This is a genomic window from Dryocola sp. LX212, from assembly GCA_041504365.1.
GTDB lineage: Bacteria > Pseudomonadota > Gammaproteobacteria > Enterobacterales > Enterobacteriaceae > Dryocola.
The window spans coordinates 267,035-283,530 of the sequence record CP167917.1 but is presented as its reverse complement, the minus strand read 5'-3'; the positions used below and the strand labels follow the sequence as shown (position 1 = coordinate 283,530).

Annotated in this window: 15 protein-coding genes; 3 read left to right on the top strand and 12 right to left on the bottom strand. The window is 54.7% G+C overall.

Annotation, left to right across the window (positions count from 1 at the left end; genetic code table 11):
- Positions 1-111 precede the first annotated feature (111 nt).
- Positions 112-708: a YhgN family NAAT transporter gene (locus ACA108_01350; GenBank protein XEX96221.1), complete on the top strand. Its 597-nt coding sequence runs from the start codon at positions 112-114 to the stop codon at positions 706-708.
- Positions 709-908: 200 nt separating this feature from the next.
- Here ACA108_01350 and ACA108_01345 read toward each other — a convergent pair whose 3' ends face one another.
- The 7 genes from ACA108_01345 to ACA108_01315 all read right to left on the bottom strand — a co-directional run bounded on the left by ACA108_01345 (position 909) and on the right by ACA108_01315 (position 9,447).
- Positions 909-2,864 carry a bifunctional 2',3'-cyclic-nucleotide 2'-phosphodiesterase/3'-nucleotidase gene (locus ACA108_01345; protein ID XEX97998.1) on the bottom strand — a complete coding sequence of 652 codons (1,956 nt, stop codon included), beginning with the start codon at positions 2,862-2,864 and terminating at the stop codon, positions 909-911.
- A gap of 62 nt (positions 2,865-2,926) precedes the next feature.
- Positions 2,927-4,108 (bottom strand): NupC/NupG family nucleoside CNT transporter, encoded by a 1,182-nt coding sequence (locus ACA108_01340; GenBank protein XEX96220.1) that lies wholly within the window; start codon positions 4,106-4,108, stop codon positions 2,927-2,929.
- Positions 4,109-4,455: 347 nt separating this feature from the next.
- Positions 4,456-5,796, bottom strand: coding sequence for a gluconate transporter (gntU, locus tag ACA108_01335; GenBank protein XEX96219.1), 1,341 nt, complete (start codon positions 5,794-5,796; stop codon positions 4,456-4,458).
- Positions 5,793-6,323: a gluconokinase gene (gene gntK, locus ACA108_01330; GenBank protein XEX96218.1), complete on the bottom strand. Its 531-nt coding sequence runs from the start codon at positions 6,321-6,323 to the stop codon at positions 5,793-5,795. The genes gntU and gntK overlap by 4 nt, the downstream gene beginning before the upstream one ends.
- 168 nt (positions 6,324-6,491) lie before the next feature.
- A complete protein-coding gene (gene gntR, locus ACA108_01325; GenBank protein XEX96217.1) occupies positions 6,492-7,487 on the bottom strand; it encodes a gluconate operon transcriptional repressor GntR in 996 nt (331 codons plus the stop codon).
- A 102-nt stretch (positions 7,488-7,589) separates the two neighbouring features.
- Entirely contained in the window at positions 7,590-8,285 is a 696-nt protein-coding gene (locus ACA108_01320; GenBank protein ID XEX96216.1) for a pirin family protein, read from the bottom strand.
- A gap of 124 nt (positions 8,286-8,409) precedes the next feature.
- Positions 8,410-9,447, bottom strand: coding sequence for an oxidoreductase (locus tag ACA108_01315; GenBank protein XEX96215.1), 1,038 nt, complete (start codon positions 9,445-9,447; stop codon positions 8,410-8,412).
- 438 nt (positions 9,448-9,885) lie between these two features.
- On the opposite strand from ACA108_01315, the gene yhhY reads away from it, so the two are divergent.
- Positions 9,886-10,383 carry an N-acetyltransferase gene (yhhY, locus tag ACA108_01310; protein XEX96214.1) on the top strand — a complete coding sequence of 166 codons (498 nt, stop codon included), beginning with the start codon at positions 9,886-9,888 and terminating at the stop codon, positions 10,381-10,383.
- Between the two features lie 94 nt (positions 10,384-10,477).
- Here the strand turns inward: yhhY and ggt are convergent, their stop codons facing one another.
- A complete protein-coding gene (gene ggt / locus ACA108_01305) occupies positions 10,478-12,232 on the bottom strand; it encodes a gamma-glutamyltransferase (GenBank protein XEX96213.1) in 1,755 nt (584 codons plus the stop codon).
- A 123-nt stretch (positions 12,233-12,355) separates the two neighbouring features.
- On the opposite strand from ggt, the gene ACA108_01300 reads away from it, so the two are divergent.
- Positions 12,356-12,793: a DUF2756 family protein gene (locus tag ACA108_01300; protein ID XEX96212.1), complete on the top strand. Its 438-nt coding sequence runs from the start codon at positions 12,356-12,358 to the stop codon at positions 12,791-12,793.
- 45 nt (positions 12,794-12,838) lie between these two features.
- Here the strand turns inward: ACA108_01300 and ugpQ are convergent, their stop codons facing one another.
- Genes ugpQ through ugpA form a run of 4 tightly spaced genes read right to left on the bottom strand, consistent with a single transcriptional unit; the run spans position 12,839 to position 16,397 of the window.
- The gene (gene ugpQ, locus ACA108_01295; protein ID XEX96211.1) at positions 12,839-13,582 is read right to left on the bottom strand and encodes a glycerophosphodiester phosphodiesterase; all 744 of its coding nucleotides are present in this window, start codon (positions 13,580-13,582) and stop codon (positions 12,839-12,841) included.
- Entirely contained in the window at positions 13,579-14,664 is a 1,086-nt protein-coding gene (locus ACA108_01290; protein ID XEX96210.1) for a sn-glycerol-3-phosphate import ATP-binding protein UgpC, read from the bottom strand. Before ACA108_01290 ends, ugpQ begins: the two co-directional genes overlap by 4 nt.
- A gap of 3 nt (positions 14,665-14,667) precedes the next feature.
- The gene (gene ugpE, locus ACA108_01285; GenBank protein XEX96209.1) at positions 14,668-15,513 is read right to left on the bottom strand and encodes a sn-glycerol-3-phosphate ABC transporter permease UgpE; all 846 of its coding nucleotides are present in this window, start codon (positions 15,511-15,513) and stop codon (positions 14,668-14,670) included.
- On the bottom strand, positions 15,510-16,397 hold the full coding sequence (gene ugpA / locus ACA108_01280) for a sn-glycerol-3-phosphate ABC transporter permease UgpA (protein XEX96208.1): 888 nt from the start codon (positions 16,395-16,397) through the stop codon (positions 15,510-15,512). Before ugpA ends, ugpE begins: the two co-directional genes overlap by 4 nt.
- Between the last annotated feature and the right edge of the window lie 99 nt (positions 16,398-16,496).

Sequence of the window (16,496 nt, the reverse complement as noted above, 5' to 3'; positions counted from 1 at the left end):
ACCCCACATTACAAAATGCAGCCAAAGTCGCAAGTGAATTTAATCAATGATATCCGCGCGATCAGTAACAGAGCTTATTAGGCGGATTTTTTTAGATTTTGGGAAAAACAGATGAACGATATTTTATCCGCGGCGGTACTGCTGATTCTGATAATGGATCCGCTCGGCAACCTGCCTATTTTTATGTCGGCGCTCAAACACACTGAGCCAAAACGCCGCCGGGCGATCATGATTCGAGAGCTGCTTATCGCATTGATTATCATGCTAATTTTCCTTTTCGCCGGGGAGAGAATCCTCGCCTTCCTTAACCTGCGCGCGGAAAGCGTGTCGATTTCAGGCGGGATCATCCTGTTCCTGATCGCCATTAAAATGATTTTCCCGAGCCACGACGGCGGCAACGCCAGCGGCCTGCCCGCCGGTGAAGAACCTTTTATCGTCCCGCTGGCCATCCCGCTGGTCGCCGGACCTACGTTGCTGGCTACGTTGATGCTGCTCTCACACCAGTATCCCAATCAAATGGGCCATTTAGTGGCGGCACTGATGCTGGCATGGGGCGGAACAGTAGCTATTTTGCTCCAGTCATCGCTGTTTTTACGCCTGCTGGGCGAAAAGGGCGTAAATGCGCTGGAAAGACTGATGGGGCTGGTGCTGGTGATGCTGGCAACGCAAATGTTCCTGGATGGCATCCGCGTCTGGATGAAAGGCTAAGCGCAGTCATGCTCTACAGCTGAGGAGCGAGAAGTTAAAGGCGTCGTTAAATCACGCTTCCAGGTTCGTCCCAGTTAAGTGAATTAAAGCTAACTTCTCCCTTCTCCCCGCGCAAGATAGAGCAAGCAGGAGAAAGGAGAAGGTTCCAGGCTCATCAAAGCACGTGCTTTATTCTGCAAAAGAATAAAACACGTTAGTTATTATTTTTTCTGCAAATCAATACGGTAGACGGCAAAACCAATCTCATCTTTCTCAAGCAAGTGCATCGGATGCTGTGCCTGTGACTTAATAAAGTCTGCCGCGCGCTGCGTAGGTGAAGTTTCTATTCTGACATCCAACGGCGTATCGCTGCTGATGGGCGCAATCCGCCAGTTATTATTAACCTTCGGCGTATATTGACCATGCTGCTTCGTTTGTTGATTAAGATAATTGGCGACTATCGTGCGCACTTCATCCGGCGCGGATAAAACCACATTCTTTTCACCTGTGCCGGCAAATTTACCGGTGAAAGCCCGGTAATTATTTACCGCAACAAGGAATGTTGCATCCTTCTGCAACGGTTTGCCTCGCCATGTTAGAGAGTGTATCCGCTGCGCTTTAGGATCGACCAAATGACAATCGGTGTCGTAGCGCGCGGGTTGCGTCACGTCAATCTGGTAATGTAACTCATCGAACATATCGAAGTTGTAAGCCCGGAATCCATCCCAGTTAAACAAGTATTGCGGTTTGGTACTGCTGGGATCGATGCGGTTATACATGCCTGCAGAGCATTCCAGCCACTCTTTTATATCGCTGCCGTTCACTTTAACGGCTGCCAGCGTATTGGAATACTGATAAAGGTCTGCGGCGTTACGAAAGCTTAACGGCCCTTTTGGCATATCGACAAAAGCGGCGGGATCGTTTTTGCGCCCACCGGCTTTAAAAGGTGCTGCAGCCGAGAGCACGGGGAGATCGGCCAGATCGGGATCGCCCTGTATAAAACGTTCCACCCACGCCTTTTGTGCGGCGCGGACTATTTCAATAGCCGATGAGTCCTGTACCAGCGCGAGAAAAGTATTGCTATCTTCGGCAAGCGTACCAATCGGCTTGTTCACAAACTGCCGAGTATTCTCATGAGCTTTCTCAAGCGTTTTAACCAGCGGAATGCTGGCGGAGACCAGTGCTTTTCCCTGCTTCTTATCGAAGACAGGTCGGGCCTGCGCATGGCCAGAGATGACTTTCCATTTCCCCGTCTCGCCTTCCAACACGAGATCGATGATACCAAGGTTATCGGCCCAATGCCCCGGCATAACGGCAGGCACACCGTTTACGGTACCCTTTTCAATATCGGCTCCCGGAATCGACGCGAAGTTTTTGCCTGGGAAGATACCGTGTGAATGGCCAAAAACAATGGCATCAACGCCGGGGACCTGCGTAAGGTAGTACACTGAGTTTTCTGCAAGGGCCTTATAGGGATCTGCCGAAATGCCGGAGTGTGCGATGGCCACTACGATATCAGCCCCTTCCTGACGCATCTGCGGAACCAGGGTTTTCGCGGTTTCGGTAATATCTTTGGCAACTACCTTGCCAGCCAGTTTAGCTTTATCCCACAGAACAATCTGAGGCGGCACAAATCCAATGTAGCCAATGCGCAGGGTGTGCGATTTCCCTTCACTGTCTTTGACAGGGGTATCTACGATCAGATACTGCTTAAAATAAGGTTGATTTGTGCTGGCGTCATAGACATTGGCATTGATATACGGGAATGCTGCACCACTTATGGCTTTTTTCAGATAGTCCAGGCCGTAATTGAACTCGTGGTTACCGAGGCTGCCCACGGTATAATCCAGAGTATTCATCGCCTGATACACCGGATGAATCTCACCTTCTTGCAGGCTGGCCGCGGCATAGTCTGCCATCGGGCTACCCTGAATAATATCGCCATTATCCACCAGCACGCTATTGGTTGCTTCTTCACGTGCGGCTTTAATCAGCGAGGCGGCTCGGACCAGGCCATACTGCTCCGTGGGCGCGTCTTTGTAATAGTCATAGTCCATCATATTGCCATGGACGTCCGTCGTTTCCATGATACGCAGATTGACTGTTGCCGCATTGGCCGTGCAGCAAACCAGCAACGCCAGCAGAGACACTTTCAGTGGATAAAGAGTTTGCATCATCATTTCCCTATTAATAATGGTATTTCGTGCCTTCACCCCCAGTGAGACACGCTAACCTAAAATTAAAAGAACAGCCCCACAACGGTGGCGTTCAATAAACTGACCAACGTAGAACCATAGAGCAGTTTGAGACCGAAGCGGGCGGCATTGTTACCTTGTTGAGTATCAAGCGCCTTGATTGCTCCCACGATAATGCCGATGGACGAAAAGTTGGCGAACGACACCAGGAACACTGAGATAATGGCGACGGTGCGTTCAGAGAAGTTGAAGTTACCCTGAGACATGTTAAGCATGGCAACGAATTCATTGCTGACGATCTTGGTGGCCATCAGGCTACCTGCCTGAACGGCTTCAGCCCAGGGTACACCCACCAGGAATGCCAGAGGAGCAAACAGGTAACCCAGAGCCTGCTGGAATGTCACGCTGAACACGGCGCTAAAAATACCGTTAGCCATGGAAATTAACGCAATAAAGCCAATCAGCATCGCTCCAACAATAATCGCCACTTTGAAGCCATCAAGGATGTATTCCGCCAGCACTTCAAAGAAGCTTTGTTTTTCAGTCTCAACAACAACGAGAATGTCCTCTTCCGGGCTGACCTGATAAGGGTTAATCAGTGAGGCCATAATAAATCCGCCAAACAGATTCAGCACGAGGGCGGTGACCACATAGCGCGGATCCAGCATCACCATATAGGCACCCACAATTGCCATTGATACGGTAGACATCGCAGAAGTACAAAGCGTGTACAGCCGTTTTTCCGGCAGCAGCGCAAGCTGCTTTTTAACCGAGATAAAGACTTCAGATTGACCAAGAATCGCTGACGCCACCGCGTTATAGGATTCCAGCCGCCCCATGCCGTTGACTTTACTTAGCGCAAGACCGATGTATTTGATAATAAATCCGAGGATTTTCCAGTGTTGCAGAATGCCAATCAGTGCAGAGATAAACACGATGGGCAGTAACACTGAGATAAAGAAAGTAATTTCCCCTTTGTTAACCAGGCCACCAAAAACAAAGTTCACCCCTTCCTGAGCATAGGCAAGCAAGTTACCAAACACGTCGGCAATAACGCTAATCACCGTGTTACCCACATTGGTTTTTAACAGCAATGCCGTCATCACAAACTGGCAGCCCAGCATGACGACCAACGGGCGTTTACGGATCTCCCTGCGGTTTTTGCAGACCAAAATCGCCAGAGCGAAGATAACCAGAATACTAACTATCCCTATGATGTACTTCATAATTTCCTCAAAACATATAATCAGGCAAGTTTCTTGCGATTTTTCCGCCGCTCAATCTGTGAGACATCGCCGCAAACATGGATGTTATTATGCGAACATTTCCAGGCTAAAAATGTTACTCAAATAACAAAAAATGGATTTAAGGAGGAAATAATGATCAAAATAAGGATTGTCATGTTGAAATTTTCACACCCCACCGCCGCCTGACTTTATGCCAGAATCGGAGCTGGAGATTTTCGGAGGAAAGCTGAACGATTTTTCCAGAACATGCGGCAAGGAAGGCTATCTCTTTATCCCAAAGAAAAAGGCAGCCTCCGGGGAGTACTGCCTTTTTCACTGCTGAAAACTCAGCTCAACAAACTGAAAGCATTCATCCCGACAAGTGCCCCCGTGGTGCCGAGGATGGTTTCCATCATCGTCCAGGTTTTTAGGGTTTGCCCTTCCGTTGCGCCGGTAAATTTACCGAACAGCCAGAAGCCCGCGTCGTTGACGTGGCTCACTACGATTGAACCGCCTGCGATACAGATGGACAGCGCGGCCATCTGCGCGCCGCTGTAGTTCAGTTGCTCAATAACCGGCATCACCAGGCCAACCGCCGTCAGGCAGGCGACCGTTGCTGAACCCTGGATGATACGCACTGCCGCTGCCAGGATGAAACAGGTCAGCGCAATCGGCAAACCCATTCCCGTCAGCGCTTCACCCAGTGCCGGACCCACGCCGGAATCCACGAGCACCTGTTTGAATACGCCGCCCGCACCGATAACCAGCAGGATGATGCCCGCAGGCTGCAGCGCGGCGCCGCAGATTTCCATCACCCTTTCTTTCGCCATGCCCTGACGGTAGGCCAGACCATAAATCGCTACCAGACAGGCAACCAGAATCGCGGTGAACGGGTGGCCGACGAACTCCATCCACTCATAAAGGGTGGAGCCCTGCGGCACGAAGCGCGCGGCGATAGTTTTCAGGCCAACCAGCACCAGCGGCAACAGGATCAGCGACAGGCTGAAGCCGAACGACGGCAGCTTGCCTTCGCCCAGGTGCGGCTCGGTGATATCGTCAGGAATTTTCAGCTCAACGTATTTGCTGATGAAGTTTCCCCACAGCGGCCCGGCGATAATCATGCCGGGAATGGCCGCACACAGGCCGATGAGGATCATCCAGCCGAAGTCGGCGTGCATCTGGGAGGCCAGCAGCATCGGCGCAGGCCCCGGCAGCAGAAACGCGGCGGCGGCGGCAACGCCCGCAAACAGAGGAATAACCAGCTTAACGAGATTGGTGCCGGTATGGCGCGCCATGGAGAACGCCACGCTTATCAGCAGCACGATGGCCACTTCAAAGAACAGTGGCAGCGCGCAGATTAAGCCTGCCAGGCCAATCGCATAATGGGCGCGGCTGTGGCCGAATGACTTGAGCATTTTGACCGCAATCTGGTCAACGGCGCCCGTTTCATGAAGGATTTTCCCGAACATCGCGCCGAGCGCGACGACGATAGCCAGGAAGCCTAGCGTACCGCCCATTCCTTTTTCCATGGTTGTCGCGATCTTATCAAGCGGCATCCCGGAAAACAGCCCTGCACCTATAGAAACCACCATCAAAGCAACGAAGGCGTGCATGCGCGCCTTCATCACTAAAAACAGCAGCAGCAAAACGGAGCCGACTGCCGTTAAAATAAGCGTTAATGTACTCACTTCGCACTGCCTTTGTTAATCACATCAATTGTGCTGGCGACAACGTCCTCCAGCGGCTGGTCGATATCCACGACCAGAACATCATTTTCTGCAGTTGGCTCTTCGAGCGTTTCAAACTGGGTAACCAGCATCTGGGTTTTGAAGAAGTGACCTTTACGCGCCTTCAGGCGGCTTTCGATCACCTCGAAATCCCCTTTCATGTAGATGAATGAAAGGTTCGGGTTTCCGTCGCGCAGCTGGTCGCGGTAGTCCTTTTTGAGGGCCGAGCAGACAATCAGGGAGACTTTGTTGGTGCGCTGCATTGCAAAGGCGGCATCGTTCAGCGCCTTCAGCCACGGCTTACGGTCTTCGTCGTTTAGCGGCTCGCCGGAAGCCATTTTCATAATGTTGCAGCGAGGATGCAGGAAATCGCCGTCCAGGAAGGCGGCTTTTAGCTGATGGGCCACTTCGCTGGCGACGGCCGATTTGCCACTGCCAGAAACGCCCATCAGGACGTAGATGTGGTGGTCATGGTTAGTAGTGCTCATAGCGTAGCTCCGACTGGCACAATGATTTCAGAAGTCAGCTTCCCGCGAACACATACATTTGTTACGGGTAACTGTTATCGGTAACATTGTCAGCAGTGGTTGAGCAATAAGCAATAACCATTCTGTTGCAAAGTGAATAAGTGTGAACTACATCATACTTTGAAAATCTTAGATCGAGCCGCCCGGCGACAGGGTAAAGCCCAGGTCCAGCAGCTTCGGCGTCACCTCTTCGCCGCGAATTCTCGCCAGCAGGCGCTCTGCGCCAATACGCCCCATACGCTCACGCGGCGTGAGGACGCTGGCAAGCCTTGGCTCCATCACCTGCCCGATGTCGTGGCCGTGGAAACCGGCAATCGCGATGTCATGGGGAATGCTCAGGCCCTGGCGCTGGCATTCGAACGCGGCGCCTATCGCTAAATCATCGTTGGTACAGAAGATGCTGTCCAGCTCGGGATATTCGCGTTTCGCCTGGCGGAACAGTTCTATCCCGGTGGAATAGGAAGAGGATTGCTCGACCATTACGCTGTAGGGCACCAGCCCCGCGTCCTGCATTGCCTGCTCATAGCCGCGCTTCTTGATGACGGTACGTTCATCGAGGCGAGCGCCGAGATAGGCCACGTGGCGGTGGCCCCGGCTGATAATGGCGGCGGTCATCTGGCGGGCGGCTTCGAAGTTGTCGAAGCCGACGGCGATATCCAAACAGGGTGAAACGCTGTCCATCAGCTCAACCACCGGAATACCGGCTACCTCAATCATTTTTAGCGTGCGCGGCGTGTGTGAGCGTTCGGTCAGAATCAGCCCGTCAATGTTCCAGGAGAGCATGGACTCCAGGCGCTCTTCTTCCAGCTCCGGCTTGTAGCCGTAGTGGGCGAGCATGGTCTGGTAACCGTAGGCGTCGATCACGTTTTCGATGCCGCGCAGCACTTCCGCGAACACCTGGTTGGTAAGAGAGGGCAGCAGAACGCCGATGGCGCGGCTGGTTGAATTGGAAAGGATATCGGGAGCGCGGTTAGGAATGTAGCCCAGCTCGTCGAGGGCAGCGGCAATCTTCACCTGCAAAGCGGCGGAAACCTGATCGGGATTGCGTAAAAAACGGCTCACCGTCATTTTGGTGATCCCTACGCGATCCGCAACGTCCTGTAGTACCGGTCTTTTCTTTTTCATATTCCGCGCGCGCTTCCTCAACAATGACGCCGAAGTTTAGCACGGACAAAGCACAACCTTCCCCTGTTTAAGAGGAAGGTTGTGACCGGTAACTAATCAGATTTAGACCGGAGGGAGATCAAAAAGTAGGATCTCGCTCGCTTCGTTGGCGTGAACAGAAATTGCCTGCTCATCCCACACGGCAACCGCATCGCTGGTTTTTGCCTGCGTGCCGTTAATGGACACGTCGCCTTTAACAACCTGGATCCAGATGCGACGGTTGGCCGGAACCTGATACACAGACTGCTCGTCTTTCGCCAGCGCCCAGCGGGACAGCTCCATATCCTGATTCACCTTCAGCGAACCGTCACGAGCATCCGGGGAAAGCACTAGCTGGCGGCCCTGCGGCGCATCAAAACGGCGCTGATCGTAACGCGGTGTGATGCCGGTTTTTTCTGGAATGATCCAGATCTGGTACAGGCGCAGACGCTCAGTTTTGCTCGGGTTGTACTCGGAGTGGGTGATCCCCGTCCCGGCGCTCATGATCTGAAACTCACCGGCAGGCACTTTCTCTTCGTTGCCCATGCTGTCCCGGTGCGCCACCGCCCCTTCCAGCACGTAGGTCAGGATTTCCATGTCTTTATGCGGGTGGGTTCCGAAGCCTTCACCGGCTGCAACCACGTCTTCGTTAATGACGCGCAGCGCGGAGAATCCCATATAGTTGGCGTCGTAATAGTTGGCAAAAGAGAAGGTGTGCCAGCTATCCAACCAACCATGATTCGCGTGACCACGTTCTTCGGCTTTTCTTAAGTAGATCATTTCACTTCTCCTCGATTTGTTTGATGGAGTAAGTGTGGACCCGAAGCGGAGGAGATCATAGAGGGTGAAGTTTGACGCCTCTGTTCAAAAAATATGAATGAGTTTGAGGCGTCAGCGGAGAGGGTTAAGCCAGCGTCACCGTTGAAGGGGAAGCCTGTTCGAAGCCGCGTTCGAGGATCTCAAGGTTGGTTAATGCTTCAGATTCACTGACGAAATTAGGCTTACCGTTTACGATGGTTTCATAAAGTGCGTCGTACACGCGGCCATAGTCGCCCTGCTCCGGCGTCAACTCTTCACGCACGGTCTCACCAGCATCGTTAACGTACTCCAGCACGCCGACGGTGCTGTCTGCCGCAAAGCCAGGCTCGCCGGGCATGATGTACGCCTTGAGGCTGGTTTCCTGCTGGTCGATACCGTATTTAACGAAAGAACCTTTGGTGCCGTGGACGATAAACTTCGGATAGTCGATTTTCACCAGATGGCTGGTTTTCACGATGGCTTTAAGGTCGCCGTAGAAAAGCTGGGCCTCAAAGGTGTCGTCAGGGTTGGCCTTGTTGCGCAGGCTGCGAATGTCGTAGGCGACGTGGTCCGGGCGGCCAAACAGCGAAATGATCTGATCCATGGTGTGTACGCCTAGGCCGTAGAACGCGCCGTCGGCAGGCAGGCCTGGCGTGGTTGCCGCCTCCGGGCGATACATATCAAAATGGCTTTCCACTTCCACCACGGTGCCCAGCTTGCCGCTGTCGATGGCCTTTTTCATGGTCAGGAAGCAAGAGTCAAAGCGGCGGTTCTGATAAGGCGAGACGGTCAGCCTTTTGGCACGCGCCAGCTCGAATAGTTCTTTGGCTTCTTTTAACGTTGGGGTGAACGGCTTTTCCACCAGCACATTTTTACCGGCCTCCAGCGCCTTCTTCGCGTAGTCGAAGTGGCTATCCTGATGGGTGCAGACCACAACCAGCTTCACCTTCGGGTCGTTCAGCACCTCATCCAGATCGCTGGTGAAATGGATATGCCCGTACTGCGGCTGCTGCTCGACGTCCGGCTTTTCATGACGACGGTAGATATGGGCGACGTGGAATTTGTCTTTGCGAACCAGAACGTAAGGAAGATGGTAGCGGGTGGTGCTTTTGCCAAAACCAATAAAAGCGCAGTGGAGGGTCATTGCTTCGTCCTTTTGACTTTGAATTGTCTTAACCCTACTGCATTCGGCTACGGATGGCATGCATTTTTGGTGGATGGCGCTGGCGCTTATCTACCCTACGAAACCCTTGTCTCATGGCACTCTTTGGTGGATGGCGCTAACGCTTATCCACCCTACAAAACCACGCCCTACGTAGGTCGGATAAGCGTTAGCGCCATCCGACACTCTCGAAAAATGGCAAAAAAAAAGCCAGCACCCGGCTGGCTAAGTAATACTGGAAGCAATGTGAGCAATGTCGTGCTTTCAGGTTGTCTCTGTAAGGGTCTCCCCTGAATGCATGGCAATAATAATCATTATCATTCGCACTTGTAAAGCTTAATTTGAAAAAATGTGTCGTTGACTTCACAAACAAAGTCAATGATGTTTAAAGGGTTTAACTAACCCATTGAGGATAAAAGGATGAGTGAAATCGTAGTGCGTCACGCAGAAATTGGCGATGCGGAAGCCCTGCATCAAATTTACAGCCAGCCGACGCCGCAGCGCGACACGCTACAGATCCCTCATACCCCTCTAAAAATGTGGAAGGATCGCCTGGCGGAGCCAAAACCGGGCAGCCGCAATCTTGTCGCCTGTATCGACGGCAAAGTCGTCGGCCAGCTGATGCTGACGGTAGAGCCGTCCCCGCGCCGCAGCCACGTCGCCACCTTTGGGATGGGCGTGGACAGCAACTTTCATGGCAGGGGCGTCGCCAGCGCATTAATGGCCGCAATGACGGACCTGTGCGACAACTGGCTACGTGTCGATCGGATTGAACTGACGGTGTTCACCGATAACGCACCGGCGCTGGCGGTGTACCGTAAGTTTGGCTTCGAAGTGGAAGGCACCGGCAGAAACTTCGGCCTGCGCGACGGGAAGTATGTGGACGCGCACTTTATGGCGCGGCTGAAGCCGGTCTAGGCTGGAGGGAAATGGCGGATGGCGCCTGCGCTTATCCGCCCTACCGCTTTGATTCGTAGGGTGGATAAGCGCGAGCGCCATCCACCGCCACAGCTCAATACCCCTCAGTCAAATCCTCAACCGTACGCGGGTCAGAGGCCCCGTACAGCTTGCCATCAGGTGCAATCATGATGCTCTGCGTGCTGCCCATCGCTTCCTTCACCACGACCTTTTGTCCCTTCTCAGCCAACAGTTTCAGCGTGTCCGGGCTAAAGCCTTTCTCCACCCGCAGCTCGTCCGGCAGCCACTGATGGTGGAAGCGCGGCGCGTTGGTCGCTTCGGCGACGTTCATCCCGAAATCGACCGAGTTAATCACCATTTGCAGCACGGTGGTGATAATACGGCTGCCGCCTGGGCTGCCGGTTACAAGCCAGGTCTTGCCCTCTTTCACCACAATTGTGGGCGACATCGACGACAGCGGGCGCTTATGCGGCCCTACCGCGTTGGCATCGCCACCCACCAGCCCATAAACGTTCGGCACGCCCGGCTTCGCGGAGAAATCGTCCATCTGATTGTTCATCAGGATACCGGTGTTGCCCGCCACGATGCCGCTGCCGAAGTTGGTGTTCAGCGTGTAGGTCACCGCGACGGCGTTACCGTCTTTATCCACCACCGAGAAGTGCGTGGTCTGGTTGCTTTCATACGGCGCGAGCTTGCCCGGCTTGATATCGCTCGACGGGCGCGCCTTGTTGACGTCGATTTTCTCCGCAAGCGATTTGGCGTAAGCCTTGCTGGTCAGCGCCTGCCAGGGCACTTTGACGAAGTCCGGGTCGCCCAGATATTCCGAGCGGTCGGCGTAAGCGTATTTTTCCGCCTCGGCTATCAGCTGCATCGCATCGGCGCTGCCGAAGCCGTATTTCGCGAGATCGAAGTTTTCGAGGATATTCAGGATCTGTACGATGTGGATCCCGCCTGAAGATGGTGGCGGCATGGAATACACCTCGTACCCCCGATATTCACCGCTGATGGGCTTACGCTCCACGGCTTTATAATTCGCCAGATCGGCTTTGCTGATTAACCCGCCGCTGTTCGCCATTTCGTTGGCAATCTGGTCGGCAATCGGGCCTTTATAGAAGGCATCAGGGCCGTTTTCGGCAATCAGCTCCAGGCTTTTGGCAAGATTAGCCTGCACCAGCCTGTCGCCCTTTTGCAGCAGGTTACCGTTCTTCTTCCAGAAGATGGCCTTGCTGTTTTCATGGCCCGGCAGCACTTCTGAGCCGTACTGCTTCAGGTCATCTGCCAGCGCTTCGTTAACGATATAGCCATCTCGCGCCAGCTTATATGCAGGCTGAATGACCTTGGCCAGCGGCATAGTGCCGTACTTTTCCAGCGCCAGAGAGAAACCGGCGACCGTGCCAGGTGTGCCGGAAGCGAGCGGAGAGGTAAGGGATTTTTTACTGTCGGCATTACCCTGCTCGTCGAGGAACATGTCGCGAGAGGCCTTTTCCGGCGCCATTTCACGGAAATCGATGGCGGTGGTTTTACCGTCTTTGGTACGCAGCAGCATAAAGCCACCGCCGCCAAGGTTACCGGCCTGCGGATGGGTGACCGCCAGCGCGTAGCCCACCGCAACGGCGGCATCCACAGCGTTCCCGCCCTGTTTAAGAATATCAACGCCAACCTGTGTCGCCAGCGCGTCAACGGAGGCAACCATGCCGTGTTCAGCACGCACAGGGTGATAAATATCTGTTTCAACACCATAGGAGACGGGAGGAGGTGCGGCCCCCGCGGTCAAACAAAGGCTCATCATCAGTGCAAGAATGGCAATCCATCGCCTTGTTTTAATCCAGAAGGTATTCAACGTCTTCATCGTTATTTTCTCCATGTTTTCAGGGTCAATCCCCAGATAATCCTGGTCTAAAAATCCTAAATAACCATCGTGCTGACAGAAACAGAGTAAACTTAGAAGATCCCCCAGATGGAGGAAGTGAAGATGAAAAAACTATTGCTTCTGACGGCCCTGCTGCCTTTTGTCAGTCTTGCACAGCCGCTCAATACCATGAATAACCCGAACCTGCCGGATTATCAAAACCCGACCCACCAGCGCATGCAGACGCAAATGCAGTCGCAGCAAATCCAGCAGAAAGGGATGCTCAACCAGCAGCTGCAGACCCAGAACCGGGTTCAGCAGCAGCAGCTTGAATCGCAGATAAACAATAATTCGCAGCGGGTGCTGAGTTCGCAGCCGGGTGAGTTGAATAACAGCGGGCAGCAGATGCTGCCGAACACCAACGGTGGGATGCTAAGCAGCGGAGGAAGCGCGGTTCAGCAGGAACATATGCTACAGCCGAAGGCCAACGGCAGCATGCTGAACCAAAATAATTCCAGCATGATGCAGCCTAACATTCCCTTGAAAACGATTGGGCCTTAACGATGGTGGTGGATGGCGCGAATGCTCGCTTATCCACACTACGAGTTATTGAGCTTTAAAGTCCGGGCCGATCTCATCGATTCGGTCCGTGCAAATCGCATCGACACCCCAGCGCAGCAGCTGTGCTGCTCGTTGGGGCGTGTTTACCGTGTACACCAAAATATGCAGCCCCGCGTCTTTTATTGCCCGCACCCGCCCTTCATCCAGCAATTTGTGATTCAGATGGAGTGAGACGCACTCGAGGCGGGCAGTGAGCGCTTGCCAGTCGTCTCGCCACTCATCCAGCAGCAAGCCTCGCGGCTGCTCTGGTGCGGCAGTCTGGGCCGCCTCAAGCGCTTCAATGGCAAAGGAAGAGAGCAGCGGCGCCGTTTGTCCAGCCCATAGCTCACGGGCCGCCAGCGCGATGACCCTGCCGGTCTCGGTTTCCAGACCGGTGGTCGGCTTAATTTCAATATTCGCCATCATGCAGTGGAGCCTGCAGCGCTCCGCCACCTGCGAAAGCAGCGGCAGCGGCTCACCCTTGAACCTGCTGCCAAACCAGCTTCCCGCATCGACGTTTAGCAGCCGATCCCACGGCAGTTCCCCCGCAACACCCCAGCCGTTGCTGGTGCGCTCGAGCGTATCGTCATGTAGCAGGAAGATTTGCCCGTCCTTCGACAGCTTCGCGTCGAATTCGATCATCGTGTGGCCGTAGTGCGCGCCGATGTCGATGGCCGCCAGGGTATTTTCCGGCGCCAGTTTACCGCCGCCGCGGTGGGCGACGATGGAAGGGTATGGCCAGTTGCTCATAAACGTTGTCCATTTTCTGCGTCAAAGCTGTCATTTTTAAAGAAATGCAAATTTTGTTCCGGAAGATGCAGCCACAACTCGCTGCCCTGCTGCGGCCTGACCTGATGCGAAAGCCGTACAACCACTTTCTGCTTGCCCCAGCGCCCGTGCGCCAGGTTATCTGCGCCGAGCATTTCGAGCGTTTCTAAACACCAGGGGATTCCACCTGCAGATTGTGAGCTTAACGCAATATGTTCCGGGCGGATACCCAGCGTAATGGCCCGTCCGGCCCAGGATAATCTCGGGCTGCCCAGCGGCAGCGCAATGCCCCCATCCATCTCGAAACGGTAGCCGTCCACGCTAATTTTCCCTTCCAGCAGGTTCATGGCCGGCGAGCCGATAAAGCTCGCCACGAAGCGGCTTGCCGGGCGCTCGTAGACTTCAACCGGGGTGCCGATCTGCTCGGCAATGCCTTTGTTCATCACCATCACCCGCTGCGCCAGCGTCATCGCCTCCACCTGATCGTGGGTGACGTACAGGCTGGTGGTATTCAGACGGCTGTGCAGCTGCTGCAGCTCAAGGCGCATCTGCACGCGCAGTTTGGCATCCAGGTTAGAGAGCGGCTCATCGAAGAGGAACACGGCCGGATCGCGCACGATGGCACGTCCCATCGCCACGCGTTGACGCTGGCCCCCGGAAAGCTCGCGCGGGCGGCGCTTGAGCAGGTTATCCAGTTCCAGAATACGGGCCGCTTCCAGCACCTTCTGGTGGATATGATCTTTGCCCATGCCGCGGATTTTAAGCCCCCAGGCCATATTCTCTTCCACGCTCATATGCGGATAGAGCGCGTAGTTCTGGAATACCATGGCGATACCGCGCTCTTTCGGCTCCATCTCGGTGACGCGCTGGCGGTCAATCCAGATATCGCCGCTCGTCACGCGCTCAAGCCCCGCCACCATGCGCAGCAGGGTGGACTTCCCGCAGCCGGAAGGGCCAACCATAACGATAAATTCGCCGTCCGCCACGTCCAGCGTCAGCGGTTGAATCACCTGGGTTTTACCGTCCCAGCTCTTGGATACTGCCTGTAATTTCAGTCCTGCCATGGGTTATTTCTCACTGTCTACCAGGCCACGCACAAACGCGCGCTGCATTGCTAAAACGATAATTACCGGAGGGACCAGGGTCAGCAGCATGGCCGCCATCACCTGGTTCCACTGGGTGGTGCCCTCGCCGGAGGACATCATCCCTTTGATACCGGCCACTGCGGTGCCGAGGTTCACATCGCTGATAATCAGCAGCGGCCATAGATACTGGTTCCAGCCGTAGATAAAGGTGATGACGAACAGCGCCGCCAGATTGGTTTTTGACAGCGGCAGCACGATGTCCCGAAAGAAGCGCATCGGCGACGCGCCGTCGATGCGTGCGGCCTCCATCAGCTCGTCCGGCAGCGTCATAAAGAACTGGCGGAACAGGAAGGTGGCGGTTGCCGAGGCCATCAGCGGCAGCGTCAGGCCCGCGTAGCTGTCGAGCATGTTCAGGCTGGCGATGACCTCCACCGTCGGGAAGATCCGCACTTCGACCGGCAGCATCAGGGTGATAAAAATCATCCAGAAGAACAGGTTGCGCAGCGGGAATCTGAACCAGACGATGGCGAAGGCGGAAAGCATTGAGACGGTGATTTTGCCCACGGTGATCGCCAGCGCCATCACGAAGCTGTTTAGCAGCATCAGGCCAAACGGCGCGCTGTTCGCCCCTACGCCGTGCCGCCATATGTACGCCATGTTCTCCAGCAGGTGGCCACCGGGGATCAGCGTCATCGGCGTTTCAAACACGGCTTTGTTGTCCAGCGTAGCGGCGACGAAGGCCACGTACAGCGGGAACAGGATCGCCAGAATGCCGATAATCAACATGGTATGGCTGAAGAAAGTCAGCCCGCGACGGTTCTCGATCATTGGTAGCGCACCTTACGTTCCACGAAGCGAAACTGAACGACCGTCAGCACGATAACCAGCAGCATCAGCACCACGGACTGCGCCGCCGATGCGGACAAATCCAGCCCGGCAAAGCCTTCGCGGTAAATTTTATAGATAAGCGTGGTGGTCGCCTGCACCGGGCCGCCGCCGGTTGCCGCGTCGATAACCGGGAAGGTATCGAAGAAGGCATAAACCAGATTGACCACCAGCAGGAAGAAGCTCACCGGCGCAATCAGCGGCAGCGAGAGCTTAAAGAAGCGGCGCACCGGCCCGGCACCGTCAATCGCGGCGGCCTCCACCAGCGAGCGGGGAATAGACTGGAGCGCCGCGAAGAAGAACAGGAAGTTGTAGCTGATCTGCTTCCAGACCGAGGCGAACACCACCAAGAACATCGCCTGTCCGCTGTTCTGGGCGTGGTTCCAGTGGTAGCCGAACTGCTCCAGCAGATGAGTCAGCAGACCGCGTCCGGGATTAAAGAGAAAAATCCACAGCACCGCCGCGATAGCGGGCGCAACGGCGTAAGGCAGCAGCATCAGGGTTTGATATAAACGGCTGCCCCGCACGACGTAATCCACCAGGGCTGCGAAAAACAGCGACACCAGCAGCCCGCAGCCCGCCACCAGCCCGCTGAAATAGAGCGTGGTGTAGAACGAATCCAGATAGTAGCTATCGTGAAATAGCTGCGTGAAGTTATCAAACCCAACGAAGGTGCTGGAAAGCCCAAACGGATCGACGCTCTGCAGCGAGTACCACAGCGCCTCGCCCGCGGGCCAGATGAAGAAGATGACGGTGATAATCAGCTGCGGCAGAACCAGCGCGTAGGGTAGCCAGCCTGAGCGGAATACCGGACGAGAAGATGACATAAACGATTTTTTCCTGAAAATGTCGGGTGACGGCTTCGCCTTACCCGACCTACAGATAGCACTTCGTAGGTCGGATAAGCGCCAGCGCCATCCGACACA